The following is a 25,236-nucleotide window of genomic DNA, read 5'->3' on the forward strand; positions in this document are numbered from 1 at the left end:
ATTTATAATCTGCGAATAATTGAGCTATAAGCCGTAATGGGTGTGTTTTTGGCACTTTGGGGAACCTGTCAAGAACCACTGGTGATCGCTTCGCTAAACACCATTTAGTTTCAATAAAATTTCCATTTCTATAATAAGAACGAGTCGGGGGCTAAAAATAGATAGGGCTTTGGCTTAGAATTAAACAAAAAAAGAAATCATTATAATTGGTATTCTAATTTACGGGCAGCATCTTCAAAATCTCTTTCCGTTGCAGGAATTCCCATGCCTTCAATAATAGTTACAAGATTTGATTTTGGTATCCAATACAGTACATTATTATCTCTTGTGGATCTAATTCCTTGTGCTTCCATATCAACAAACAAGCCATGTTTTTTTGCATAAGCTTTTATTTTACTTCCGTTATGTCCCGCGTACCAATCTAGATTCATTGCTCGTAACATTTCTGCAACTTGGTTTGATGTATATGCTACTTGTCCAATCTTAAGCATAAATTGATCTTGCATACTTGCCATTTTTGATTCACCTTACATATAGTTATAACAACAAGTATTTAAATACTTCGGTTATTTACTACTTCAAAGATACGATTAAAACCTCTAAACTTACCATTAACTCTTTTTAACTATTTTTACAAAACCTTCATCAGCATTGACTTTAACCTTAAAACCATCTTTAAGAAAATGTGTTGCAACATTTGTTCCAACCAAACAAGGAACTTGGAACTCCCGAGCAAGCACTAATGCATGACATAACAAACCACCTTCGTCAGTTACCACAGCGCCTGCTTTTCTGATCAAGGGAGTGTAATCTGCAGAGGTCATTTTAGCTACAAGAATATCACCTTTTTTGAAATGCTTGACATCATCTTTAACATAAGGATCAACAACAAGATGAACAACACCTTCAGCCATTCCTGAATAAGCAGGAGTTCCATATAATTTGTTATCTTTGAGTTTTTCAGGTTCAGGTTCAAGTTCTTTTATTTCATCCAACTTAAAGCCGGTGCAGATTTTTATTTTACCTTCATCCATCAGCCAGCCATGACCTTCTTTTCTGCTCTCTAAGACCTGTCTGTTTAACAAGCCAAATTTCATGATGCCAACAATTTCCTTATAGGTTAATTGTAATAATTCATCATATGTTAACCCTAAATTAACTGCAACAGCTTGGAAAAGAGGATACACATAATAATGTATCATTGCATAAAGATCCACCCGGTAAGAACGTAAATAATTCCATTCTTGAACAAGCTTTATTTTTTCCAGCAGCGAAGGTGATATTTTTAAGGCTTTAACCAGCAGATTGTATTCTTGAAGCTGTTTGCTCATGTTCATTTTATGCTCTGCAAGACGCTGAGAAGGATTTTCTTTCAATGCATCTTTAATTTCCTTAACTATTTCATCAAATGAATATTCTTTAACTTGGAAAAGATAGGTGTTGATCCATGCATATTCTTCTTTATGCTGTTTGATAAGGCTCTGTAATTTCCTATATCTTTTAAGTGACGCAATAATAAGTTCATTGCGTTTGGTAAATTCTTTTTTTAATACATCATTTTCAGAAATCTGCTTTGCAATAGCAAGAATATCTAGTTCATGTTTTTTCCGCAGCGACTCTTTCATCGGAAACGTAAGCTGCTTCAAAACATGATCCACTGACAGATCTTTTCTTCGTTTTTTTAAATGTTTGCTAAGTTCTTCATTTATTTCAGATTCAAGTATCACTTCTAAAAATAAAGGAACATAAAAGAAGAATGTTGACTGATTATATTCTTCCATAAACTCAATAAAAGCTTGGTTTACCTGATCACTAGATTTCCCTTTGGTAGTTAAGCCATGAAACGTTTTAGCTTTAGCAACTAAGTGTTTTGCAGTTTTAACATAGTTATTGCTCAATTCAGAAAGATAATGTTTATCAAGGGCAATTTTTTCTTTGAATTTAGATACTAATACATTAAATTCTTCTTCATCTAAAAATGACGCCCCACTCACCCGCTTATATCTTTTAAATCCAAACTCTAGATTAAGAAGCTTTCTTAAAGCATATTCACTCATACCAGATACAATCGCATCCACTAATAAAACAGGATGATCGCCGCGTGTAATTGTCTTCTTCCAAGGCATAAAGCTAAGTAGCCCAAAACATATATAAATATTACTATGAACAAGTAGATACTAATATATGTATCAGTATATTAATCTAAGTATAAGTATAATGAAAATAGAGAAATAGTCATTATATATTACTAGGGGGCGGGCAGTATTACTTGTAGTTCATAGGATAACTTGAAGGAGAGAAAAAAATAATATTGGCGCAAACGGCATGTATCATGCCGAGCTTTTACCGCAGTAAAAGCGGTTTGCCTGCCAATAATATTATTTTTTTCGACAAGATAGAACAATAAATACTGCCCAAGGCATTAAGTAACTATTATTTTAATGTAGTAATTGGTCTTGCCTGCAATATATGGACTCCGCCAGCAATAGCAAATTCAATATCAACAGGGTAACCATAGTGTTTTTCTATGTTTAAAGCAACTGTTCGTAATTCATCAAGTTCATCATCATTAAGCTTTTGTTCAGCTCCAAAATCAATATCTTGTTTAATAGTCCCTTTACCACTATCAATATCTTTAGTGTACATCCAGGTTTGTTCTGAGATGTGTTTATCAATGATTTCTCCAGTTTTTTTAAGAATATACGTATCAGGTGTTAATTCTCCTCCAACTAATGCCTCACCCAAACCAAAACATACCTCAATAATCATTTCATCTCTCTTGTTGTTGATAGGATTTGCCGTGAAAATAACTCCTGCCTTTTTAGCTGGAACCATTTTTTGCACAACAACAGCAATGAGAACTTTAGCATGTTCAAATTTATTTCTCACTCGATAATAAATAGCGCGCGCTGTAAATAAGCTTGCAAAGCATTCTTTTACTGACCTTACAACATTTTCTTTGCCTTTAATGTTCAAAAAAGTAGCTTGCTGACCGGCAAAACTCGCTTCAGGCAGATCTTCAGCAGTTGCGCTGCTTCGAACAGCAACCAACCCTTCACCAATCTTGCTATACTCCTCGATAATTTGATGTTCAAGAAGATCAGAAAATTCAGATTCTTTGATCAATTGTTCGATTTCCTCGGATGCTTTCTGCAATGCTTCAGTATCTTCAACATCCAAAGCATCTAATTTCGCCATGATCTCTTTTTGAATTTCTGCGTGTTCAATAAAATGTTTATAAGCTGTAGCAGTTACAATAAATCCTTCAGGGATTGGAAATTTCTGAAACATCTCGCCAAGCTGGGCGCCTTTGCCGCCAACTAAAGCTATGTCATGCCTGCCAACTTCAGAAAAATGTTTAATGTTGCTCATATATCAATACCTTTTGCTCGTAATTCCTGAATTAATTGGCTTTGATTTTTAAAGCATATGGTTTTCATCCCAAGAGAAGCTGGTGCAAGAAGATTTTTTTCTCCATCATCTATAAACAAAACCTCTTCTGGATGGACCTCCAGCAAGGAGATATATTTTTCAAAGAATTCTTTTTTTGTTTTTCGCAGTTTGAGGTGAAAAGAAGCTCTTCCATAATGAAACAAATTTCCTAAGTCAAACGTATAATAATTCCTTGTGAATTCTTCAGCTGCATTGTTGGTGGCAAAAACAACACGGTACTGCTTTTTTAATTTTAGAATAAGTTCAACTACATCATTTTGCAAGGTGCTGAAATGATGGCGTTTTTCCTGTACGGTTAAAGGATCCAGAGTGATGCCTAATTCTTTGAAAATTTTTTCAAAAGCAGTAAATTCTGAATAAGCATCTTCTTCAGCAGGATATAAGTATTTAACCAGTATTTTTTCTGTTTCTTCTAATGGTTTATTTGCTTGTTTAGCTATCCATGGAAAAAATAAGGTATCGCCATTGTTAAGAACAACACCGCCAATATCAAACATAATCACTTTTATCATAATATTCGCCTGCTGAAGCATGCTTAATGATGAACTTCCTGCGCTTCGTATTTTAATTTAGCTATTTTCTTGACGCATTTTGCTGGATTGCCTTTCCATATTTCATGAGCTGGAATTTCTCTCTGGATAAAAGAGTTTTCCTCAACAATAGTTCCTTCGCCAACCACCGTTCCTGCTCGGGCAAAAACACCTTTTTTTAGATGAGCGCCTTTTTTAATAATAGTTCTTCCAAAAATAGTTTGGCTGATAGTATATTCATGTTCATCTAAATACACATCATCTTCTAATTTAACACCATCTTCAATAGTTATATAGTTAGTCATCAGATGATCTAAAACAACTCCTTTACCAATATAGACATTTTTTCCTATCTTTGCGCCCGCTAATTTCAAGAGAAATGTTTTCAATGAAGAATGATTCATTCTCCGCGCGAGTTCAACCAGAATTCCACTCCAAAATATAGCAAGCGGATTTCTTGCACGCCACCAGTCGTTACCAGCATTTAAATGCCTACCATGATATTGCATCTTAAAATACGTTTGTTGGTCATCATTTTTGAAAGCAGCTAGTTTCTGATAATACTCTTGATAATATTCTTCTGGATTGCCTTTTGACATGTGAAAATATTTTTCTAAATCTTCTTTTGACATTTTCTGAAGAAGCTTAGCAGGATTGCCCATCCAGAGTTCGCCTTCTTTTATATTTTCAGTAAGCTCAGAGTTTGAAGTGAGAATAGCATTTTTGCCTATTTTTATTCCTGGATAAATAACTGAAACTCCCCCCACCAATGTCCGTTCACCAACAGTAACATTGCCTAATGTTAAGGTATTTCCTTTAAGGATATGGGATTTAATGGTAGTGCATCCGCCAATAATAGTCCCTTTATTAATATGGATTAATTCTGGAAAATAAGGATCAAAAGTAATATCATGAGGTATGCATGCATCATGCCCAATATCTAAGCCAGTTGTTCTAAGAAGTTTATTTTTTAATTCAAAAGGCACAATCTTTTTTTGAATTGCAATAATCAATTTATTGTAGAATACTTGATACCATAACTTATTATGAAATTGCTGCGGATTATCCAAAGTAATAGTTATTTTTTGCTTTTTACCTTGTTGCAGTTGCTTAACAGCATTATTTATTTTTTCAAGATCCTGAATAATGATCACCCCACTGCGTACACTATAGATTAGGGAAGATTATACTATTAGTATTTATATAGTTATTGTAGGGAGGTAGACAAAAATAAAGATAAGAGAGTTATAATTTTTTAACTGTGCCTTTATTTGCATCCACTTCAACCAAATCATTGTCTTTAAAGACTTTCGTTGCAGTCTTTGTACCAATGATACAGGGTTTTTTCATCTCCCGAGCAACAATTGCAGCATGACAGGTAATGCCGCCTTCATCAGTCACAAAAGCAGCAGCTCGATGCATTGCAGGCAAATAAGGTGGCATGGTCATGTGCGTAATCATAATATCTCCTTCCTTGACTTTATCAAGATCTTTCACTGATTGAACAATCTTTGCTTTGCCTTTTGCATAACCTTGATACGCAGCCATTCCTTTGATTATTGCAGTTTTGTTAATCTGATAATTAAGAATTGGTTTAGTAAAAATAACGTGATCATAATATTTTATTGCTGCATATTCTTCAGGAGCTTTAGTTAATTTTGGTTTAAATAAATCTTGGGGAAAATAGTATTTTATGCCTTCGATATTTAATTCTTTGGCAATTTCATCAAATAATGGCTGAGCTAAAAAAAATAATTCATAAACTGCATCAATACGCATTAATCTAAAATAAATTAATTCTTGAAGTTCTTTTACGAGTGGTTTTAACTCTGAAGGTATTTTTATTTTTTCTTTTTTTTGTTTTAGTTTATTAATTTTTTTAATTTTTAGTTGTTCTTGTAATTGTTTAATTTCTTCGAGAGTATATCCTTGCCTGAAAGCAAACCGTGATTTAATCCAGCTAAATCGTTTATGAATTTTGACAGGATCAACACCTTTAACTAACCATTCTTCCATAACAGTATGGGCATTCTTTTTAGAAGGAAAACTTATGCTACTGATGAAATCATTGCTCTTTTGTTCATCCTTAAAAAATATACATGCTTTTTCTCGTATAAGTGGCTCATAATATTCCTCACAGCAATGAGTTACCCAAATATAAGCTGCTGTTCTTAGTAAAATTTCGTAAACAAAGCTATATTTTTTTTCAAGAGTTAGTTTTTCATTAATTATTTTTTTAAATTCTTTCTTTGATTTTTTATAATTAAGTTCACACTCTTTAACGATGTTTGATATATTTTTTCGCTTCAGAAATTGTTCTGCAATTTTTCCTGCTTCTTTTCTCATTCCTTCATTGGTAAACCATATATTTTTTTCATAAATTACAGAAGGATATTCTCCCTTAATATCTATCTTAGTAAATGCTGCCCTAGTTGCAGCTTCAAGAAAAAGATATACTACATAAGGACTATCAAAACGTCGTTCTAACCAAAAATCCCATCGCAGGGATGTTACTTTTTTGATTATTTGGTTTTTCTTCATGTTTTTATTATTCAATTAATTTAATAACACCATGATTAGCATTGACTTCAACTTGCTGCCCATCTTTTAATAATTTAGTCGCAATTTTAGTGCCAATAATGCAGGGAATGCCTAATTCTCTGCTCACAATAGCAGCATGACAAGTAATCCCTCCTTCATCAGTTATAATTGCCCCTGCCTTTCGCATTGCAGGCACATAATCTGGTGAAGTCATTGGTGCAACTAAAATATCGCCTTTTTGCACTTTCTCTATTTCTTTTGCATTAAAAACAACTTTAACTATCCCGATTGCCTTTCCGCCAGAAGCAATCATTCCTTCGAAGGACGATACTTTTGCTTCTTCATTGTCAGCGATATTATATTTTTTAAGAAGATCATAAGCTTCCTTTCCTTGATAAAGGAACATTTTATCTTTATCAGAGAACAGGATACTGCATTTTTCTCTATCAGAAAGTACAGATTTTGAAAGTATTTTTTTATGAACAAGAGCATCTTGAAGCTCCTCAGGCATGTATAACTGAACGTAGTTCCTTGAAATCCCTAAACGCTTACCAATTTCATCTAACAATAATCTTATATGATAATGTGATTTAGTAAAAATTTCTTTTTTGTAATCCATTAAGAAACTTGCATCACGCAATACCTGAAAAAGATCCTGATGATATTGGTCAATTGCCAATTCCATGATAATTGCATGCTGCTTTTTAGGCAACTCATTATAATAAAGTGCCATTTCATTTAGTTTAGATTGTGTATTACCTTCATGCAAAAGCGCCTGAAGTGATTTAATAAAATATTGCTCATCCCAATGAACAATGCCATAATCATAAGGAACCCAACAATAATCATCAGTATGTTTTTTGATGAGACTATAAATCTCCTGATATGCTGGTTTTTTAAGTTCTAAATTAAGTTTCTTAATATCTTGCTTAAATAATTCAACTACTGATTTATTTTGTTCAATTGCTAATGCAATTTTCAAAAGATCTTTTTGCTCTCGCTGTACGAATGATTGTTCAGGTGGTGAAACTAACAGATTCAAATAATCAGTTGCTTTCTTTTTATTATTAACTTGTTTGAGAAGATAATCATAAAGAAATCTACCAAGGTTTTCTTTTAATCCAAGAGTAATCGGTTCCCCCCAGGTATAAACTTCATCGTAGATATTAAGATATTGCTGATATAATCCCCATAACTCTTCATTAGATACTTTGCTGAGATCAACATGAGCTATTTTACTGGTTGTAAAACCAAGAACTTTTGGAGATAATTTCATAAATTTTTTTCGCACTTCTGACACGTAGCGAGGATTCTCTTTTACAACCTGAAATGCTTTATCGCTCACTCTATTGATAGTATCCTCACGAGCATACCACCACATAACACCATTTTTGATTAATGCAAGTGTATACTCAAAACATGCACCTTCAAGAACTTCGCTCATCGTATGACTATATATTTTAGCAATAGCATAAATCATAGGTGTTGGATAACATGACTTTCTTTGCACACAGATCCATTTTTCCATTATTTCACTTCACTGATCAGTTTTTTATAACTTATTTTGATTTGATTATTTTAACCATGCCATTGGTAGCATCTACTTCAACCCGCATGCCGTCCTTTAGCAAGTCTGTTCCTCGTTTTGTTCCGATAATACAAGGAACATTTAATTCTCTGCTCACAACTGCAGCGTGGCTGGTAATGCCGCCTTCATCAGTTACGATGGCTCCTGCTTTTTTCATGATAGGCACAAATTCTGGGCGAGTATTGTAACTAACGAGAATATTACCTTGCTCCATTTTATTGAAATCTTCAATTTTATTGATAATTTTAACAATTCCTCTAACAGTTCCCTTGCAGGCGCAGAGACCTTTTACTTCTTTAATGCCATTATCAATAATGCCTTCATAAAGAGCTTGCAACTGTTTTGCCTGCTTTCCATATACTGTAAAAGGTTTAAATCCATGCTGATATAACGTAAATCCTTCAGCAGGTAGTGCTTCTAATTCTTGTTGAGGAATAGTAAATGCACGTTCAATGAAATCATGATAAGGAAGATTTTCAAAATGCTTAAAATCAATTCCTCTTCGGTCAGCGATTTCCTTAACTAACTGCTTAAGATAATAATTGCTCAAAATATTGTAAGTTTTTCTGATATCACGCCATTTTGAAAGCGTTATCATCAATCGAAGATATTTTTTAACTATTTCAGGAATAGCATGGTGCGTATAAATATCTTCTTTTTGCTTTTTTATTTTTTCTATTTTATCCAGAAAATCTTGTAATTCTTTCTTCGGATACTGAATATGATAAAGTCGTTCTTCAAAATGCTTAACATCCATTGCTTCAATATAACTATAGTTATTTTTATACCAAAAAAAAAGCTTTTGATGTACTTCGAGAAGCTTTTTTTTCTTTTGAGAATTAGCATTTGCAATATTCAGCAAAGACAATTCTTCTTCTTGAACATATGAAAGCTGTTCGGGCATCAATAAAACACCTATTTCATCATCAGTTAATTTATTATGATAATGTTCTGCTAAAAGCTCGTCTAAAACATGTTTCCAATTTTCATCAAATCCATCTATAGGTAAATACGGTTGCCAAAGATGATCAATAATAAGAACATAATCCTGCACAAGTTGCTTTAATTCTTCTTCGGATAATGAAGAAAGATCTTCCATTCTTTTTTGAATAAAAACATTAAATTCATCAATTGCTTTTTGCATATGCGATGACATTACTGCAATAAAATTGTTCTCAGCAGTATTTCGTTCCACCCATTCATCGCATAATGATTTCATTGCTTTTGTATCAAGCGCAAACGTACCATCATCATCCATAGAAATACAAATGATCTTATCAAAACCATGTTTATGTAATTTGCTCATAGTATAAGCTGCAGTATATGCAGGTAAACACATATACAAGAATTTCGCTTGACCACCTTGATCGTACCATGATGTTGTTTTGATAGCTTGAACAATGTCATTTTTACTTCTTGATTTAAGATTTTGGAAAAATGAAGATTTTGTATTCATTTGATCACCTGCACAGTACCTTTATTAACATCAAGATGAATAGTATTGCCTGTTTTAAGTATTTTTGTTGCATGTTTTGTCCCAATAATGCAAGGAATATTCAATTCTCTGCTGACAATAGCTGCATGGCAAGTTATTCCACCTTCATCAGTAATAATGGCACCAGCTTTCCTCATCAAAGGCACAAACTCTGGTCTTGTCATTGAAGTGACTAAAACACTTCCTTCTTTAAAATGATCTTTAGTAACATCCTTGGCTACACAAACATCTGCAATTATACTACCATTTGCAGAACAAGCAACTAATCCTTGCAGTTGCTTCATCTTAAATTTTCCCCAATAAGCAGCATGAATCAATTCTGAATTCTTACCATCAAACATTGCTTCTTCAAACTGTTCATTTATTGCATAAACTGCTGACTTTTTCCTTGCAATTAATAATTTTTCCGGGATTGGTTTTGCTGTTTCAAGCATGGCAATTAATTCATCAGGCATTGCATATCTTATAAGATTTGAAGCGCATGGATACCGGTTATTCATTTCATTGAGAAATATAAATAATAAATGGAATGTTTCAAGCATCATTACTTTCCGTTCATCAATCCACCATGACATCATTTCTAAAATGGATAAACTAAGTTCCAAGTCTTTGGTGAAATGATATTTGTTATACAATGCTGCCTTTTTTGCAGCAATCTCTTCTTCATAATTTTCAAGTTTTTTGATTTTCTGCTTGATTTCTTCAACAGTGTATTTTGCGCGTATTTCTTTAATCTGCTCAAGGAAAAAAGCATCAGTAATTATACATTCAGTGAGATAATTATGTTTCATCCAGTAATACTGTTGAGTATGCTCCTGTAATGCCTTCTGAAATGGTTTTCCTTTTAATAAAGAGATTTTAAACAAATTGAGGCGTTCTCGGTCAAGGAAGCTTTTTGTTTTGGCTTGTGACAACGTGATTCCAATTTCCCTTGCCTCTGCATCAGAGACCTGCAATTCTTTTTGCAATGCTGGAATTAATCCATGGGTACTGAAATCATCGCAGCCCTCACCTAATAACGAATAAGACCATATCTTAGTTGATAGATCAAAAAATTGTTTGTATTTTTTTGCTAGCTCTTTGTCAGAAATATACTGCTTAGTTATGGATTGAGAAGTGATGGTTTTTAATAATGCTTTTAAATCACCATATTCTTTCTTCCATGTATCAACTAATTTATCAAGATATTTCATCCCTTTTTGTTTTAAAACATCGAAGATAATATTCTTTTCTTTAACAAGAGTTAATTCCCAGCCATAATCCTCTTTTAAAAAAATGCCAACAAAGTTGACAACATTTTTTCCTAAATGCTTATTCTCTTTAATAAAAGCATGACTTAATAAGATTCCTGTCTGAAGCACTGCTGGACAATCTTCCTGCCAGATTTCTTCGTTTACTAACTTGTGTTTGATATTATTAATATTCATATTCTATCACAATTATTAAAATAGTAGATATATTATTGAAACATAACTTTACTGGAACCTATTTAATTGGCAATTCAACTTCAATATCTCTTACAGCTGCATTTTTCCTTTTAAGAACATTAAAAATAGCATATCCTGTAACGGTATTGGTTTTTTCATCCCTTCGTTCAAATATATCATCACCAACATCTTCATAATAAGAAGATGTTGGTTTACCAAATCTTACTTCTAAATAATCTCCTTCCTGATCCCAGTGTATAAACATTTTTTTCTTCATTGAATATTCCCCATATAATACGCTGTAATAATAAACCCTTCACCATTTAAATACTTTACTGCAACCATTAAATACTGCTTTTTGTTCTTATCAAATTGATAATAATACTTTACATTTTCTGGATTATATTTACTGTCAGTTATTTTTAGAGGATTAGTAATAATAGAGATTAGATTATCAATAACACAAACATTTGGATGCTCATGAATAATATGCTGCCAACGCTCTTTAGTTAAATGGATTTTTCTACCCGTTATGTCGGTGATTTCAAAGATAAACATAAATTTTCATCTCTTTTTCCAGCTATTAATAATAGTTATAATCCCATTATCAGCATCAACTTCAACTTTCATGCCATCTTTCAATACTTCAGTTGCTATTTTTGTTGAAGTAATGCAGGGAATACCTAATTCTCTGCTCACAATAGCTGCATGACAGGTTATGCCGCCTTCATCGGTGATAATTGCAGCAGCTTTTTTCATCGCTGGAACATAATCAGGTAATGTCATACCAGTCACTAGTATATCGCCTTTAATTATTTTTTTCATTGCTTCAACTGAACCTGCGCAGACTTTCACTGCGCCTTGGATTTTTCCTGGCGAACTGCAAATGCCTTTAATTTCAATAATTTGCTTAAAATCATCAGTATTTTGTTTGAAATATTTTTTAATCAGAGTTTCTGCTTTTTTACCATACCATAATTGCATTTGATGCTTATAAGTAAATAAAAACTCTCCATTAAAACGCTGTTCTGCTTCAGTTCTATCAAATTTAGTTTTACCTTGCAGCAGATCATAAAGCTCTTCATAGGTATAAAAATCAAGTAATTTTAGGTCTTGTTTTAGGCGTTGAGCAAACTCTTTGAGGAATTGATGAAATGAAAACGCTGTTCGCATCTGCATTTCTTTTCGCAAATCATGAATTTCTGTATATTCATCAAAAAATGCTATTCGTTGTTGAAGATAAGTTGGAATGTTGTATTTTGCATATACTTGTTTACGTTGTTTTTCTATATTTTGTTCATGATATTCAAGCTCATTCAGCTTTTCTTCAGGATCAGGAATTGCTGTTTCATATTCTTTAAGCATGGTTAAGTACGTTTGAATAGTTTTACACTCCATATTTTCCCAGCCAAGATTTGTCCACCAAAATTTGTTTTTTATTAATTCTAATTCTTGGCAATACTCACTTCCTAATAGATTACCAACCCTTAGGTTATTTTTCTTCGAGGTGATCAATAATTTTAAAAGAAACTTTTGTTCTTCACCAACATAGCTGGTGTATTTCGGAATGGTTAGTTTTCCGTAGATTTCTTCAAATAATTTGTTATCGAGATTCTTAAGAAATGTTTTGAATTCTAATTTCAGGTTTTCAACAGGAACAATGTCAAGTGCGTCAACATCAAGAGTTAATACTGCATGCGCTTCTTTAACCTGTTGAAAATATTGTTTATGTTTCCCTATTAATTCATCAGAAGAGTAATCGCCTAGATTTAACAACAGCATCATATCCGCTGCAGCAATTGCATCATTTGCTATCTTGCGCAGATAAGAAAAGTGCTGTTTTGTACCTTCTTTTGTTTGTGTTTTTTCCCAGATATTTGCGCCCAATGCACGGATCTCTTGGTCAGCCCATCCCCAATAGAGTTTTCCATATTCGTGAGAGTATGCAATCATATCACACTGCAAGCCTAATAATTGAGAAGCTTGTTCATGAATAGCTTTTAATGCCATATAACAGCGATATAAGGGAATAGTACCTCTAGTATAGATAAAGAGGTCTTTTTTGCTTAATGATGCTGGTATTATTGGACTGGCTATTGAATGTACCATAGAGATTCCTCATATTGCTTTAGATAACTTTGCAAAATACTGGCAGTAACCCGAGCTTTGCGAGTATTTTGCAAAGTTCTCTTTAGAAATGGAATATAAACAGAAGGGTAATATAAAGGTTACTTTCTAAGTACGTAATAAGTCTTCTTATGGTTTTAGCGCCGGTTCAGCTTCACTTCTTATTAAACATTGGATTTTTCTCTCTGGCACTCCGAAAAATCCCCAAAGTAAAGGTAAGAAGAGCTTCACAAAAGTAGGCGCTAAAACCCCAGACTTATTACGTACCTTTCTAAAGTACGTAATGAGAACTTTGCAAAGTTCTCTAATAAATCTTACTCTTTCACTTCAGACGCTGCAATTCCAAGGCAATCTCCATCCTGATCTAAGTTAGTGCAGAGAACAACTATCTTTTTCAGAGCATCTGCCTCTTTTTCATCAACGCTTCTTCGCACCATATAGATCGTGTGCATATTCCAGATTTTTTCGTTAGCGTTAGTTATAGGAAATGGCATGTAAATGGGCACTTTAGAGAAATACACAATATCATTTTCTCCTTGTGGTGTTCTGATTTTAAATACAATCTCTTTTGAATCTTTACCCGTAATAGAAAAACCAGTAACGCGTTCAGGCAACGTTGCTTTTATCGTACGTTTTGAATAACCGCCAGCATAATATAGTTCTTCTCCGTACTTCATAATTTTCTGGCTTAACAATTCAAGTTGCACACGAACAGTTTCTTCTTCAACATTTTGCGATTGATTCATAAATACATAGGTAAAGGGAAGAAATACTGCAAAAACAATAGCAATCACCAAAATATACTCAAACGAGAATTGACCTTGCTTTTTTTGAATCATACTTATTTTTCAGGCATAAAGATATATAAAAGTTATGTATTAATATTACTTGAACCCAAGCCCTTTATACAATTCATCTAATTCAATGCCCGTGCATAATTTGCCAGCAACAAAACCATGGCTATTCACTAAAACTGCGCTTTTCACATAAGGACTTCCAAAATTAGCTGTTCCTTTTACAGCTTTGACTTTCAAGAGTGTTTGTATGTTCCCTAGTTGTTCATCACTAACAAAAGGACTAATAATTGCATGGTTTTTTCTCACAATACAAGCTGCTCCAGTTACTTGAACATCTCCAATCATTCCTTTAGCTGCCCGAACACCTAAAACCTTACTTATATACCTTTGTTCTTCATCGCTAAATTCAGGATTGATATATGCACCATGATTATTGCAAAGAATATTATTGCCAAGTGCTGTTAAATCTGTTTCCAAAACAGTATAGGTTATTCCTAAATCATCAAGGACTTGAAGTTCATTATCAAAGCATATATTAGGAACAATAAGTGTTTTACTGTTTCCTGCGCAAAATACACCAATCAAATTAGTACCTGCAAGCGAGATCTGATGTATCGGAACTTTTAACACTGCCTCCAATTCTTTGCAGAATTTATGAGAAATATCTTTGCCGACAAGACAATACGTATCAGTAACATAACCAAACAGCCCTACATTTGGGTTTTTGTTAAAATCAGTATGAAGTATCTGCATAAATAATCATCACTCAGCTGCTGCTTTTTTTGGTGATTTATGTTCTGTTTTTCCGCTAGGAACTGCCTCTTCTGCAGGAGCAGGCCTTACATAAATTTCAGCAAGATGCGCTTCTTGTTCAAGATCAACCTTGCGCTGATTAGTGAGGTGCAATAAGGGGATGAACGTATAAATTTTTTCCTTTTTGTCTTTTGAGGAAACTAACGATGAAAACGTAATGCCTTTTATATTGTCTGCTTTTTTAAAATGCTCCATAATCTGCGCATATACTTTGTCAATTTCTTCACTAATATCAAGAACATCTCTTGGCGCTTCAACCAGTGATTCTTGCCTTTCAAGGAATCGTTTATTGCGGCGCTGCTTGACGTCCAATGCTTTCTGCAACGCTTCAACGAGATCATAGACGCTGACTTTTCTTTTTCGCGGCTGCGGTGTTCTTGGGATTAACGTAAATTGCCGGTCTTTTCCATGAGATAAATGTCCATCGCGACCTTGCCCCTGCATTCCTTCAAGCTCTTCATAAAATTCTTCTTCCATTTTTTGCGAGCTGGCAATTAAATCATCGAGAGCAGATAAATCATCATTCACCAGCTTATTTGACTTAATTCTTAGCAGAATAGCAGCTGCAATGATAATTTTTCCCGTAATACGGAAGTTCATTTCTTTCATCTTTCCTAACATTTCAAGAAATCGTTTAGCAAGGTGAGTAATATTAATATCCCATGGATCCATCTTTTCAGATTTCACCAACTCATAAATCATCGTTTTCCAGCTAACATCTTCATCTTTAAACAGCGTGTCAAATAGTTCTTCCTGCATGAAGTAAAAACAATCGTGATAGTATATAAAACTTGTTTTTACCCATCAAAACCTTTATAAATTGTCTTTAAATTCAATCGTATGTTTGGACTCATAGTTCAGTGGCTAGAACGTCGCCCTTACAAGGCGAAGGTCACCGGTTCAAGTCCGGGAACTGGTTACGCTCGGTTCACACGCAACGTGCGACATTCGCTTGCTCCGCAAGCTCAACTCGACAAAATCGAGTTATAGAGTTATATATCAATTCCTGGTGAAAGTCCGGTTGGGTCCATATTTTTATATTCATTAAAGGACACTTAGAACATGCAGAAACAAGAAATAATAGCAACCATTGACGATTGTTTTAATGAAGATACCTTAACAAGATTGTTAACACATAATGTTTCCCCTTTAGTTTCTGAAAGTGAACGAAAAGTATACGGGCAATTGGTATTTCAAGCGTATGTTCGTGGCATGATGGATGGCATTTATCAGCATATTAAAGGACCAGATCCTTTTGAAATCGAATTCATTTCTATTATGATGAGCCTTGGTACTCCAGAACTTCCAATTAATGAAGTTGTTCCTAACATGAGTCATGCGCATAAATTAGGATTTGATATAGGATCGTTGTTATATCATTGGGTTGCAGTAAGATATTATGCTGAACAAAGAGTAGTCTTTGCAGAACAGCAGAAAGTACCACGAGAAAAAACAGTTTATGATCATACAGTAGAGTGTTTAAGTATTACTAAAATTGCGCATGATTTTGGAGTTCATCAATATGGATTAGTAAAAAGAGTATTTGAAACATGCTTTGGATCTATTACTGATACTTTCTTACCAGCAAAAGCAAAAACCGTACAATCATATTTTCCTCAAACAATATAGAGTATAGAAAAGAAGTGAATAGATATGCGGTTGCCGGGATTCGAACCCGAATCACAGCCTTGGCAAGGCCGCATAATAGCCATTATACTACAACCGCGTATGAATAGGATGTTAGTTTATGTAACCAAAAACAATACTTGCTTTTTAAAGTTTTTCAAATTCTAATGTAACTGTTGATAGTCTTCATGAATTACTCTCTCTTGTAAGGTTTGTTCTATTTTATGCAAAGGAATAACAACAGTTTCTCGTCCAATACGTAAATAAACCCGACCGTGATTAAACAAAATATGGTTGAGATACTGCTTTCCTTTTAATCTTGTTGTCATAGCAAATCTTCGTGGATTTCGTAGAATAGTATCTGGGTTTGTTGGTTGATCAGTGGATGGCAGCACTAAGTAGGGTTTATCTTCTTCAAGGATATCAACAGGGCCATTTCGTATTGCTTGATGATCTAATACTCCTAACACATCTGCTCTTTGTTGATGGTACAACTCCCAACCACCCTCATTGAGTTGCGTAAGCATTCTTTGCGGTGGCAACCCTGCAAGTGTAAAATAAAGTGGCAATAGATTTTGATCCTTAGATAAAGGGAATGTTCTTACATAAGAAACTGTGTAAAGGTGGGAAGCAAGTCCAGGAACTATATTAAATACTCTTAATGCATGTGCCGCATGCCCTGGAATTGGTGAAGAATATTGCAATAATGAAATTACTTGTTCTGCAGATCCTGCTGAAAGATGTGGCTGTGGCCGAAATCCTTCAACAATTGTTCTTTTATGTAGATCTCTTCCATAATAATGGAGATATCTTCCTCTTTGAACGTGTTGTTCAGCTTCTTCTTCAAGTGCTTCTCTGCTTTCTTGCAAGGTAACTGAAGCTAGATCAAGAATAAATGAAACAACAATATCATAATATCCAAGAAATTCTTGAGGCGAGAGATTATCAAAGTACATACTTACTACAACTGCTTGATCAGCTGCAATAACTTGACTTTCAATAGTTCTAATAAGGTCACTGAGATCTTTTCGGTTCATTGCCAGAAGAATCTTTGTTAGATTTTTAAATTTTTATCATTAGATATATTATTGTACTTCTCTTGACCTAGGTTTATACTGAGAAAATCCACGTTCTATATTTGTTGGTAATCGAAACAACGGAAAACCTAACGTCATAACATGCACTCTTTGATCAGCTCTTTCTTGGCGCATCTCTGTCGTAGATGCATAGACTAAACCTTCTTTACAATGTATACCTTGTATCATAATCTTTTGACCATCTTCGCCTTCAAGAGTTGGATATTGTCTTTCTCCTGTAAAGAACCCACGTTGTGAATCTACTTGAGCATCAAAAGGCAGAATTGCATAATATCTTCCATTTCTTATTAACGCTACAGGTTCTTCAGTATGAATGTGATTGGTAAAAGGTGATTCAGCTTCATACAAAACCCATCCTTTATTACGTAAAGCAGTAACTACATCTTCCCCAGGATGCTCGTATTCAATAAAATGTTTTACCATCCCAATCTTATTCTCTGGATCGTTTATATCAAATGGTTTTCTATCAGCACGAGGGAGAGCAAAAGCAGGTGTAACTCTATAAGTAACATGATCAATACGCTCTTTAAGTTTTTCATCACTAAGAAGCACCCCTAAATAAAAAATCCCCCACATTCGGTCTGGCAGTGCCATTTGGTAAGTTAGATGAGTTTCTCCAGTTAGTTCATCTGGTACTATCCTTGTTCTTGTTGCAAAAAGGGTGTGGTAATGAATTTTACAGGATTCGGTTACAGCAACAATTATACTATTAAAACTGCCATCTCTGCTAAAACTAAAACCATCTGGTTTAAGAGGAAGACGAGGACTTACTCGTTTAATTTCTTCTATAATTTTAGCAGATGAAAGGCTTAAAACTTGACGAATTGCTTCAGAAATATCTCCTTGTAGATAAATATTAATTACCATCCCTTGATCAGGTTCAAATACTCGTTCTCCAATATCAGTAATAAGGTCACTTAATTCAGAATCGTTCATTTAGCTAAGGAGTGGATAGCTACTTTTAAATATTACTACGCGTTCATAAATATTACTATGAAACGAAGATACAAACTCAAACCATCGTTACAGAGAGAAATCGCTGAAGAAAGAATTAAAGAATTATTTGAACAGGCATTTCTGAGATTTAATGAAGATAAAAACCTTTCAACAAGGTATGTTGAATTAGCGCGTAACATCAGCCAAAAATACAAAGTAAAGATTCCTTTGCCGTACAAACGGCAGTTCTGCAAAAATTGTTATAATTATTTAATGCCAGGCAAGAATTGCACGATCAGGTTAACTGGCAAGACTATAACTTATTCTTGCAAGGAGTGCAAGAGATTTACGAGGATGCCTTATCATTAAGAATGTATAACTTTTATATTTTTAAAATTATTAAAATCTTTATCAAGAATCTAAAAACTTCATCGTAAGCTTGCCTCAACAAGGGCTTTATCATAATCTTGGAAAGGATCTATTTTCATAGTGCTTGGTTTTGCCTTATCATAAAAAGAACTTAATTTAGCTGAAGCTGAAACTATTTTAATAACAGCATCTTCTTGTATCATAAGCACTTTTTTTGATTTTAAGTGAGTTCTCCATTCTCTTGGTAAGATAATTCGACCTTGATCATCTATTTCTTTTCTAAACAATTTATACATCCTAAATCACCATTTATCATATGTATTATATTAATTTAGTGTAATCCCTATCACACCTTGATTCCATAATAATAACAGTATTCCCAACGCAATCATAACTAAACCAATACACAGTCTCATCCATCTTTTTTGTGTATCTTTCCACTGCTGAACAGTTTTTGTAGCAACGCCAAAATAAACAATAGATAAAATAATTAACAAAGGCAGCACAAAAATAAAATTATACAATACCAATAGCCAGAATACTGGCAGGCTAAATCCAATTTTAGCGAGCATAGAAGTTATAGCAAGATACGGTCCTCCAGTACATGGTAATTCAACAGCTGCAACAAAAATCCCAAGAAAAATGCTTCCAGGAACTGAAACATTTTTTACATATTTCTTAATTTGTTCAGCTCTTTTAAAGGGAATGCGGAGACTAATCCCTTTACCATACCACCAAAAATCCTTGATCTCAATGATACCGAGAATAATAACTAAAAGAGCTACTATCATCGTTAGCATATCACTTATGCCGAGCTTCTGAATAGCAACTAATAAACCAAAACCAGCAGCTAAATAGGTTAAGAATACTGCGGCAATATATATCAGTCCAACACCAAGCATTTTATTTCTGTTTTTTGAAAGAGAAAGCAGTGTTGCAATTAATAAAATCAAAACGCCAATCGCACAGGGATTAATCGAATCAACAGCAGCAGTTGTTAAAACAACCGGTAATGTTGGTAATTCTAAAACGATAATAACACCTCTTTAATATAAGATTCTCAAATAGTATCATTAGTTACCTGGAGTTGATTCACTTAATGGACAACCAGTTTTCTCAGATAATTCTTCTAAGGTTGGCTCGCCAATTAATCTTGTGCCGTCGCTAAATTCAAAGGTTGCATAATTTTTAATATCTTTTTTAAGACAAAGATCTGGATTGCCATTTTCTCCACGAGGATCACATTCAACGTATTTTACAAATTGAAAAGCGCTCCCAAAACGTTTCTTTACGTTTTGGCAATGCGGGCACCAAAATGCGCCATACATGACAGCGCCTTTATCAGTAAGACATTGCGCAAACCCAGCAAGTTCTTTTTGACTGTATTTTGGCGTTGTATTTTTACATCCAATAAGCAAAACTAATAAGATTATTGCTATTGTTATTAATGTAATTATTTTTTTCATAAACCTTCACCCCTTACCTTTATGGTACATGCAATAATGGTTAGTGTTATTAAAATAATATCCAATATAATACAGAATATACAGTAGGTCTTTAATAAAAAGATTTCGATTAAAAATAGATAGAGTGAGAATACTAAGGACATTATCAGTAATAGCTTTATTACTTTCAACGCACTTTGCGGTGTTAATCCTAATACTTTTTTTTGATAATGCACACCATGCATTAAATATGCTAACAAGAACAAAATAATCATCCCCATACCTGCAACAGGAATCGGTATGTTATAAATAGAAATTGGCAGTTTAAAATCAACCGCTAAAAGATAAAAAATACCATCAATAGTTGCATAAGGGCTTTTATTAACGATGCCGCAATCGAAATTATTGCCAAAATTGCAGAATTTACTTGGCGTTGGTGTATAATGTTCATATAATAAGAAGCTTGCTGCAACAAGCCCAACTATAATTAACGTATAAAATAAAATATTCTTTGATTTTGCCTGCATATGGTTATAACTGAAGACAGTCCTTTTATATCTTTCTAAAACCGTACGTAATAAGTCTGGGGTTTTAGTGCCTATTTCGTGAAGCTCTTCTTAGTCAACATCGGGGATTTTTCGGAGTGCCAGAGAGAAAAATCCAATTCAAGCAGACTTCAAAAGCTGAACTGGCACTAAAACCATAGAAGACTTATTACGTACCTAAAACCACAAGTTTTAAATACAAAATTAAAACTGTTTTTATCAACAAATAGGTGAATAACATGCAATGTGACGAATGCAACAAAGGAACATTACAGCATAAAAAGGCAGATTATGTTTTGTTAGGAATAAATTTAGGTAAATTTGATGCCTTAGTTTGTTCTTCATGCAGTGAAGTTATATATACTGGCGATACCTTTAAGGAAGTAGAGAAGATTGCAAAACAAAAAGGATTATGGGGAATTTCAGGAAGAACAAAGATAGGGACTTCTGGAAATGCTCTTGATGTGAAACTCCCAAAATCACTTATTGAATTTCACAATTTAAAAAGAGGTCAAGAAGTAGTTATTGAACCTATTGACAAGAGAAGATTTCAGGTAATTGTAATATAATCTTTTTATTTTTCTTATTCAAAAACTATATAAATATCAAAAATCAAAAAATTAAAAACATCATACTTTATCATACAAAGGTGATTATTATAGCAACAATGTACACTATCAAAAAAGTGTTTGCACGGGAAATCCTAGATAGCAGGGGCAATCCTACTGTAGAAGCAGAAGTTCATGTAGGAAATCATAAAGTGCTTGCTTCTGTACCAAGTGGAGCTAGTACCGGAAAGCACGAAGCATTAGAATTGCGTGATAAGGATGGAAAGCGATATCATGGCAAAGGTGTATTGCAGGCAGTTGAGCATATTAATACGCTGATTGCAAAGAAAATTCAAGGAAGAGATATAAGAAAACTAAGCCATATTGATGAAATGATGTTGCATCTTGATGGAACCCATGATAAGCATAAACTTGGGGCAAATGCAATCCTCGCTGTAAGCATGGCATGCGCTCGTGCGTGTGCATTAGTTGAAAATAAGCCATTATATAATATTCTCGGAAAAGGAACAACATTGCCAGCTCCTATGATGAATGTTATTAATGGCGGCGTGCATGGAACTAACACCCTTGCTATTCAAGAATTTATGATTGTTCCTTGCTACAAAAATTTTACTGAGAGCCTTCGTGTAGGCGCTGAAGTGTATCAGGAATTAAAAACCATTCTTAAAAAAAAAGAGTTAACAACGAATGTAGGAGATGAAGGCGGTTTTGCGCCAGGTCTAAAAAAAACAACTGATGCATTAGACCTAATGATGAAAGCAATTCAAAATCTAGGCTACGAAAAAAACGTGAAATTGGCCTTGGATTGCGCAGCATCAGAGTTCTACACGCATGATGGCAAGTACCATATAGATAGCAAAAAAGTTTCTCACAACATACTAGCTGATTTTTATGAAGATTTAGTTGATCATTACCCTATCTATTCAATAGAAGATCCCTTTAGTCAAGATGATTTCATTGCATGGAAAGCGTTTATGGAGAGAAAGCTAAAAATACAAGTTATTGGCGATGATTTATTAGTAACAAACATTAACAGAATAAAAATGGCGCTTGAAAGAAAGCTTTGCAATGCGTTGCTTTTAAAGGTAAATCAAATTGGCAGTGTCAGTGAAGCATTAGACGCAGCAAAAGTAGCTTTTAAAAATAACTGGAATGTCATTGTCAGCCATAGAAGCGGAGAAACAACTGACGATTTTATTGCAGATTTAGTTGTTGCATTAAATACAGGCCAGTCTAAATTTGGCGCGCCCTGTAGAGGAGAACGATTAGCAAAGTATAATAGATTATTAAGAATTGAAGAAGAATTAGGAAAGAGAGCAAAGTTTAAAGTTCCTTGGTGAATTACAATATAATAGGAGATTAATAACCTCCAATTAATTACCTCTTAAACTAGAAAATATTAACAACAATGGCAGGTTATTTTAATGAAAAATTTAAATAAAAAAAATAATTCAAAAAAAGTTATTCTGATCATCAGAGATGGTTGGGGATATTCAACCCTTGAAAAAGGCAATGCAACGATTGCTGCAAAAACACCTAACACTGATTTTTATACTAAAAATTATCCTTTTACCCTGCTCAAATGCACCGGTGAAGAAGTTGGTCTGCCAGAAGATACACAAGGCGGTTCTGAAGTTGGGCATTTAACTATAGGAGCAGGAAGAACAGTTCTTCAATCATATTTGCAGATTGATAAATCTATTAAAGATAACTCTTTTTTTAATAACAAAGTTTTGTTAGATGCGATTAATCATGTCAACAAGCATACATCGCAGTTGCATTTAATGGGATTATTCTCAGACAAAGGCGTCCATGCAACCACTGAACACTTGTATGCATTGTTGGAGCTTGCCAAAAAAAATCTTGACAAAAAGCTTTACAAAAAAGTATTTGTTCATTGTTTTCTTGACGGCAGAGATGTTGCAGAGAAATCATGCAACTTGTATCTTAATCAATTCAACCAAAAAGCTCCTCTTGGTAAATTAGCCTCATTAGTCGGTAGGTATTATGCTATGGACAGGGATAATAATTGGGATAGAACTGAACAAGCATATCATCTATTGACTGAAGCTCAAGGAATATGTTCGTCTGATCCCTGCATTGCTATCGAAGAAGCTTATGATGCAAAAGTGCAGAGTGATTATTATATTAAACCAATAGCATTATGTGATGAGAAAAACAAGCCTATTGCAGTTATACAAGATAATGATGCAGTTATTTTCTTCAATTTCAGGACAGACCGCGCCAGACAATTGACTGATGCTTTTATCAATCCAACATTCAAGCATTTTAAAACAAAGAAATTCAAAAACTTGTTTTTCTGCAGTTTCACACATTATGATAAGACGTTCAATAACCATGTTGCTTTTCATCATAAAGATGTTACCAATAATTTAGGAAAGATTCTTGCGGTTAATAACAAAAAACAACTGCGGATAGCAGAAACTGAAAAATATGCACATGTTACGTTCTTTTTTAACAGCCAAATTGAAAAGCCAAACAAAGGCGAAGACAGAATTATGGTTCCTTCACCTAAAGTGCCGAATTATGCGCAGCAACCAGAGATGTCTGCTTATCAAATTACTCAGAAAATTCTTCCAGAAATAAATAAAGCAAAATATGATTTTATTGCAGTTAATTTTGCCAATCCTGATCTTGTAGGGCATTCTGCAAATTACAAGGCAACCATTAAAGCTTGCGAAATAGTTGATGCATGCATAGGTAAAATAGTTGATAATGGACTCATGAAGAATTATGTTATTATGATTACTGGCGATCATGGCAACTGCGAAGAAATGTTTTTTGCAGATGGAACTCCCAAACCAAGCCATACCTTAAATCCAGTGCAGTTTCATTTGGTGAGCAATGATGCAAAATTGAAGAAAATAAAGCTTGTTGGGAATAAAGGATTAAGCAATATTGCGCCGACTATTCTTAAGATAATGGGTATTCCTATTCCTAAAGAAATGAATGAAGAATTGATTTGAAAAGAACTTTGCAAAATACTCGCATAGCTCGGGTTACTGCCAGTTCGCATTGAGATCTCTGTTTAACAAAGTAATTTTCTCTCTATAAATATAATCTCGACTAAAGATCGGGATTATAAGACTTGCCTATCGGCAAGGAACCTCGAAAATTGCCCGATAAATATTTCGAAAATGCTCACCATATTGGCAGTAACCATAATTTTGCAAAGTTCTCTGAAACAAAAATCAATTAACAAAATAAAGAAGAAAAATAAGAAGAGGAAAGTAATCTGCTTAACTGCTCTTTACAATCGATGTATAAATATCTCCAGCTGTTGTATGAGCAAATTCTGCACTGCCTGTTGCTGTATACCATTCGACATTTAAAGTTACTTTAACTTTATCACCAATCGGGAGGGACTTTGCATTAGCACCGCAACCAACTTTAAGCGTTGCTACTTTACCTTCGTTCCATAAAAATTCTGTTGCGCCGCCTACTTTTGTTGCGTCAAAAAAGACATCTAGGCAGTTTGCTGCTGACAATGATGTGACATCAGAATCAACTTTAACAGATTTTATTTTAACACTTGAACCAAATTGGTTGATTAAATTAACCTTAATTGTTTCAGTATCTGAATTACTAATTCTGTATTCTCCTTTCTTACACATGATTTCTGCGCCGAAATTACATCGGTCTGGCAGGAATTTGCTGGGGTTGAGAATACCAAAATATGCTAATGCGCCAACCATGACAAGAATAACCAGAAATGCCCATCCATAAGTCATTAAGAACTCTAAAGCGCCTTGCGCTCTTTTATCCATAATTTTCATGAAATCACCTCAATAATGATATTTAATGTATTATTAGTAAGTTTACTAGTAATTATTTATTTATTTTTCTAAGAGTATATA

The 25,236-nt window shown here is 33.9% G+C and carries 27 protein-coding genes and 1 tRNA gene; 5 read left to right on the forward strand and 23 right to left on the reverse strand.

Going from position 1 to position 25,236, the window contains the following annotated elements; translation table 11 throughout:
- Nucleotides 1-200: 200 nt before the first annotated feature.
- From HYY69_03920 to HYY69_03990, 15 genes are all read right to left on the reverse strand, one after another.
- Nucleotides 201-515, reverse strand: a complete 315-nt coding sequence (locus HYY69_03920; protein MBI3032597.1) for a hypothetical protein — start codon at nucleotides 513-515, stop codon at nucleotides 201-203.
- Nucleotides 516-611: 96 nt separating this feature from the next.
- Nucleotides 612-2,126 carry a hypothetical protein gene (locus HYY69_03925; protein MBI3032598.1) on the reverse strand — a complete coding sequence of 505 codons (1,515 nt, stop codon included), beginning with the start codon at nucleotides 2,124-2,126 and terminating at the stop codon, nucleotides 612-614.
- A 307-nt stretch (nucleotides 2,127-2,433) separates the two neighbouring features.
- Nucleotides 2,434-3,372: a hypothetical protein gene (locus HYY69_03930; protein ID MBI3032599.1), complete on the reverse strand. Its 939-nt coding sequence runs from the start codon at nucleotides 3,370-3,372 to the stop codon at nucleotides 2,434-2,436.
- Nucleotides 3,369-3,965 (reverse strand): HAD-IA family hydrolase, encoded by a 597-nt coding sequence (locus HYY69_03935; GenBank protein MBI3032600.1) that lies wholly within the window; start codon nucleotides 3,963-3,965, stop codon nucleotides 3,369-3,371. The genes HYY69_03930 and HYY69_03935 overlap by 4 nt, the downstream gene beginning before the upstream one ends.
- Before the next feature lie 23 nt (nucleotides 3,966-3,988).
- The gene (locus HYY69_03940) at nucleotides 3,989-5,137 is read right to left on the reverse strand and encodes a hypothetical protein (GenBank protein MBI3032601.1); all 1,149 of its coding nucleotides are present in this window, start codon (nucleotides 5,135-5,137) and stop codon (nucleotides 3,989-3,991) included.
- Nucleotides 5,138-5,228: 91 nt separating this feature from the next.
- Nucleotides 5,229-6,524 carry a hypothetical protein gene (locus HYY69_03945; GenBank protein ID MBI3032602.1) on the reverse strand — a complete coding sequence of 432 codons (1,296 nt, stop codon included), beginning with the start codon at nucleotides 6,522-6,524 and terminating at the stop codon, nucleotides 5,229-5,231.
- A 7-nt stretch (nucleotides 6,525-6,531) separates the two neighbouring features.
- Nucleotides 6,532-7,800: a hypothetical protein gene (locus HYY69_03950; GenBank protein MBI3032603.1), complete on the reverse strand. Its 1,269-nt coding sequence runs from the start codon at nucleotides 7,798-7,800 to the stop codon at nucleotides 6,532-6,534.
- Nucleotides 7,801-8,083: 283 nt separating this feature from the next.
- Complete coding sequence (locus HYY69_03955) at nucleotides 8,084-9,568, reverse strand: hypothetical protein (protein ID MBI3032604.1); 1,485 nt, start codon at nucleotides 9,566-9,568, stop codon at nucleotides 8,084-8,086.
- Nucleotides 9,565-10,800 (reverse strand): hypothetical protein, encoded by a 1,236-nt coding sequence (locus HYY69_03960; protein ID MBI3032605.1) that lies wholly within the window; start codon nucleotides 10,798-10,800, stop codon nucleotides 9,565-9,567. Before HYY69_03960 ends, HYY69_03955 begins: the two co-directional genes overlap by 4 nt.
- Nucleotides 10,801-11,092: 292 nt before the next feature.
- Complete coding sequence (locus HYY69_03965; protein MBI3032606.1) at nucleotides 11,093-11,311, reverse strand: hypothetical protein; 219 nt, start codon at nucleotides 11,309-11,311, stop codon at nucleotides 11,093-11,095.
- Complete coding sequence (locus HYY69_03970; GenBank protein ID MBI3032607.1) at nucleotides 11,308-11,592, reverse strand: hypothetical protein; 285 nt, start codon at nucleotides 11,590-11,592, stop codon at nucleotides 11,308-11,310. Before HYY69_03970 ends, HYY69_03965 begins: the two co-directional genes overlap by 4 nt.
- Nucleotides 11,593-11,598: 6 nt before the next feature.
- A complete protein-coding gene (locus HYY69_03975) occupies nucleotides 11,599-12,819 on the reverse strand; it encodes a hypothetical protein (GenBank protein MBI3032608.1) in 1,221 nt (406 codons plus the stop codon).
- Between the two features lie 656 nt (nucleotides 12,820-13,475).
- Nucleotides 13,476-14,000 (reverse strand): hypothetical protein, encoded by a 525-nt coding sequence (locus HYY69_03980; protein ID MBI3032609.1) that lies wholly within the window; start codon nucleotides 13,998-14,000, stop codon nucleotides 13,476-13,478.
- Nucleotides 14,001-14,045: 45 nt separating this feature from the next.
- Nucleotides 14,046-14,711, reverse strand: coding sequence for a translation initiation factor IF-6 (locus tag HYY69_03985; GenBank protein ID MBI3032610.1), 666 nt, complete (start codon nucleotides 14,709-14,711; stop codon nucleotides 14,046-14,048).
- 9 nt (nucleotides 14,712-14,720) lie between these two features.
- Entirely contained in the window at nucleotides 14,721-15,530 is an 810-nt protein-coding gene (locus tag HYY69_03990) for a segregation/condensation protein A (GenBank protein MBI3032611.1), read from the reverse strand.
- Nucleotides 15,531-15,833: 303 nt separating this feature from the next.
- On the opposite strand from HYY69_03990, the gene HYY69_03995 reads away from it, so the two are divergent.
- Nucleotides 15,834-16,400, forward strand: coding sequence for a hypothetical protein (locus HYY69_03995; GenBank protein ID MBI3032612.1), 567 nt, complete (start codon nucleotides 15,834-15,836; stop codon nucleotides 16,398-16,400).
- A 25-nt stretch (nucleotides 16,401-16,425) separates the two neighbouring features.
- Here the strand turns inward: HYY69_03995 and HYY69_04000 are convergent.
- The 3 genes from HYY69_04000 to HYY69_04010 all read right to left on the reverse strand — a co-directional run bounded on the left by HYY69_04000 (nucleotide 16,426) and on the right by HYY69_04010 (nucleotide 18,430).
- Nucleotides 16,426-16,497, reverse strand: a tRNA-Gly gene (locus HYY69_04000).
- 64 nt (nucleotides 16,498-16,561) lie between these two features.
- Nucleotides 16,562-17,434 (reverse strand): hypothetical protein, encoded by an 873-nt coding sequence (locus HYY69_04005; GenBank protein MBI3032613.1) that lies wholly within the window; start codon nucleotides 17,432-17,434, stop codon nucleotides 16,562-16,564.
- Between the two features lie 48 nt (nucleotides 17,435-17,482).
- The gene (locus HYY69_04010; GenBank protein MBI3032614.1) at nucleotides 17,483-18,430 is read right to left on the reverse strand and encodes a hypothetical protein; all 948 of its coding nucleotides are present in this window, start codon (nucleotides 18,428-18,430) and stop codon (nucleotides 17,483-17,485) included.
- 57 nt (nucleotides 18,431-18,487) lie between these two features.
- Between HYY69_04010 and HYY69_04015 the strand changes: the two genes are divergently transcribed.
- Nucleotides 18,488-18,799 (forward strand): ribonuclease P, encoded by a 312-nt coding sequence (locus HYY69_04015; GenBank protein MBI3032615.1) that lies wholly within the window; start codon nucleotides 18,488-18,490, stop codon nucleotides 18,797-18,799.
- A gap of 59 nt (nucleotides 18,800-18,858) precedes the next feature.
- Here HYY69_04015 and HYY69_04020 read toward each other — a convergent pair whose 3' ends face one another.
- The 4 genes from HYY69_04020 to HYY69_04035 all read right to left on the reverse strand — a co-directional run bounded on the left by HYY69_04020 (nucleotide 18,859) and on the right by HYY69_04035 (nucleotide 20,771).
- Nucleotides 18,859-19,095 (reverse strand): hypothetical protein, encoded by a 237-nt coding sequence (locus HYY69_04020; protein ID MBI3032616.1) that lies wholly within the window; start codon nucleotides 19,093-19,095, stop codon nucleotides 18,859-18,861.
- Nucleotides 19,096-19,125: 30 nt separating this feature from the next.
- Nucleotides 19,126-19,752: a hypothetical protein gene (locus HYY69_04025; GenBank protein ID MBI3032617.1), complete on the reverse strand. Its 627-nt coding sequence runs from the start codon at nucleotides 19,750-19,752 to the stop codon at nucleotides 19,126-19,128.
- Between the two features lie 120 nt (nucleotides 19,753-19,872).
- Complete coding sequence (locus HYY69_04030) at nucleotides 19,873-20,265, reverse strand: hypothetical protein (GenBank protein ID MBI3032618.1); 393 nt, start codon at nucleotides 20,263-20,265, stop codon at nucleotides 19,873-19,875.
- Complete coding sequence (locus HYY69_04035; GenBank protein ID MBI3032619.1) at nucleotides 20,262-20,771, reverse strand: hypothetical protein; 510 nt, start codon at nucleotides 20,769-20,771, stop codon at nucleotides 20,262-20,264. Before HYY69_04035 ends, HYY69_04030 begins: the two co-directional genes overlap by 4 nt.
- 257 nt (nucleotides 20,772-21,028) lie before the next feature.
- Between HYY69_04035 and HYY69_04040 the strand changes: the two genes are divergently transcribed.
- The 3 genes from HYY69_04040 to HYY69_04050 all read left to right on the forward strand — a co-directional run bounded on the left by HYY69_04040 (nucleotide 21,029) and on the right by HYY69_04050 (nucleotide 24,345).
- Nucleotides 21,029-21,358 (forward strand): hypothetical protein, encoded by a 330-nt coding sequence (locus HYY69_04040; GenBank protein MBI3032620.1) that lies wholly within the window; start codon nucleotides 21,029-21,031, stop codon nucleotides 21,356-21,358.
- Nucleotides 21,359-21,447: 89 nt separating this feature from the next.
- Nucleotides 21,448-22,698 carry a phosphopyruvate hydratase gene (gene eno, locus HYY69_04045; protein MBI3032621.1) on the forward strand — a complete coding sequence of 417 codons (1,251 nt, stop codon included), beginning with the start codon at nucleotides 21,448-21,450 and terminating at the stop codon, nucleotides 22,696-22,698.
- 84 nt (nucleotides 22,699-22,782) lie between these two features.
- Nucleotides 22,783-24,345, forward strand: a complete 1,563-nt coding sequence (locus HYY69_04050; GenBank protein ID MBI3032622.1) for a 2,3-bisphosphoglycerate-independent phosphoglycerate mutase — start codon at nucleotides 22,783-22,785, stop codon at nucleotides 24,343-24,345.
- A 273-nt stretch (nucleotides 24,346-24,618) separates the two neighbouring features.
- Here HYY69_04050 and HYY69_04055 read toward each other — a convergent pair whose 3' ends face one another.
- Nucleotides 24,619-25,155, reverse strand: a complete 537-nt coding sequence (locus tag HYY69_04055) for a hypothetical protein (protein ID MBI3032623.1) — start codon at nucleotides 25,153-25,155, stop codon at nucleotides 24,619-24,621.
- Nucleotides 25,156-25,236: the final 81 nt, after the last annotated feature.

The organism is Candidatus Woesearchaeota archaeon (genome assembly GCA_016192995.1).
In the GTDB taxonomy this organism is placed as follows: Archaea; Nanobdellota; Nanobdellia; order Woesearchaeales; family DSVV01; genus JACPTB01.

Bases quoted from the DNA above. Each gene is read 5' to 3' on its own strand.
- HYY69_03950 (MBI3032603.1), bottom strand. From the start codon at position 7,800: ATGAAATTATCTCCAAAAGTTCTTGGTTTTACAACCAGTAAAATAGCT.
- HYY69_03920 (MBI3032597.1), bottom strand. From the start codon at position 515: ATGGCAAGTATGCAAGATCAATTTATGCTTAAGATTGGACAAGTAGCA.
- HYY69_03960 (MBI3032605.1), bottom strand. From the start codon at position 10,800: ATGAAATATCTTGATAAATTAGTTGATACATGGAAGAAAGAATATGGT.
- HYY69_04010 (MBI3032614.1), bottom strand. From the start codon at position 18,430: ATGAACGATTCTGAATTAAGTGACCTTATTACTGATATTGGAGAACGA.
- HYY69_03930 (MBI3032599.1), bottom strand. From the start codon at position 3,372: ATGAGCAACATTAAACATTTTTCTGAAGTTGGCAGGCATGACATAGCT.
- HYY69_04040 (MBI3032620.1), top strand. From the start codon at position 21,029: ATGCAATGTGACGAATGCAACAAAGGAACATTACAGCATAAAAAGGCA.
- HYY69_03980 (MBI3032609.1), bottom strand. From the start codon at position 14,000: ATGATTCAAAAAAAGCAAGGTCAATTCTCGTTTGAGTATATTTTGGTG.
- HYY69_03955 (MBI3032604.1), bottom strand. From the start codon at position 9,568: ATGAATACAAAATCTTCATTTTTCCAAAATCTTAAATCAAGAAGTAAA.
- HYY69_04050 (MBI3032622.1), top strand. From the start codon at position 22,783: ATGAAAAATTTAAATAAAAAAAATAATTCAAAAAAAGTTATTCTGATC.
- HYY69_03945 (MBI3032602.1), bottom strand. From the start codon at position 6,524: ATGAAGAAAAACCAAATAATCAAAAAAGTAACATCCCTGCGATGGGAT.
- HYY69_03975 (MBI3032608.1), bottom strand. From the start codon at position 12,819: ATGATGCTGTTGTTAAATCTAGGCGATTACTCTTCTGATGAATTAATA.
- HYY69_03990 (MBI3032611.1), bottom strand. From the start codon at position 15,530: ATGCAGGAAGAACTATTTGACACGCTGTTTAAAGATGAAGATGTTAGC.
- HYY69_04015 (MBI3032615.1), top strand. From the start codon at position 18,488: ATGAAACGAAGATACAAACTCAAACCATCGTTACAGAGAGAAATCGCT.
- HYY69_04030 (MBI3032618.1), bottom strand. From the start codon at position 20,265: ATGAAAAAAATAATTACATTAATAACAATAGCAATAATCTTATTAGTT.
- HYY69_04005 (MBI3032613.1), bottom strand. From the start codon at position 17,434: ATGAACCGAAAAGATCTCAGTGACCTTATTAGAACTATTGAAAGTCAA.
- HYY69_03935 (MBI3032600.1), bottom strand. From the start codon at position 3,965: ATGATAAAAGTGATTATGTTTGATATTGGCGGTGTTGTTCTTAACAAT.
- HYY69_03925 (MBI3032598.1), bottom strand. From the start codon at position 2,126: ATGCCTTGGAAGAAGACAATTACACGCGGCGATCATCCTGTTTTATTA.
- HYY69_03965 (MBI3032606.1), bottom strand. From the start codon at position 11,311: ATGAAGAAAAAAATGTTTATACACTGGGATCAGGAAGGAGATTATTTA.
- HYY69_04055 (MBI3032623.1), bottom strand. From the start codon at position 25,155: ATGAAAATTATGGATAAAAGAGCGCAAGGCGCTTTAGAGTTCTTAATG.
- HYY69_03995 (MBI3032612.1), top strand. From the start codon at position 15,834: ATGCAGAAACAAGAAATAATAGCAACCATTGACGATTGTTTTAATGAA.
- HYY69_04035 (MBI3032619.1), bottom strand. From the start codon at position 20,771: ATGCAGGCAAAATCAAAGAATATTTTATTTTATACGTTAATTATAGTT.
- HYY69_03970 (MBI3032607.1), bottom strand. From the start codon at position 11,592: ATGTTTATCTTTGAAATCACCGACATAACGGGTAGAAAAATCCATTTA.
- HYY69_04020 (MBI3032616.1), bottom strand. From the start codon at position 19,095: ATGTATAAATTGTTTAGAAAAGAAATAGATGATCAAGGTCGAATTATC.
- HYY69_03985 (MBI3032610.1), bottom strand. From the start codon at position 14,711: ATGCAGATACTTCATACTGATTTTAACAAAAACCCAAATGTAGGGCTG.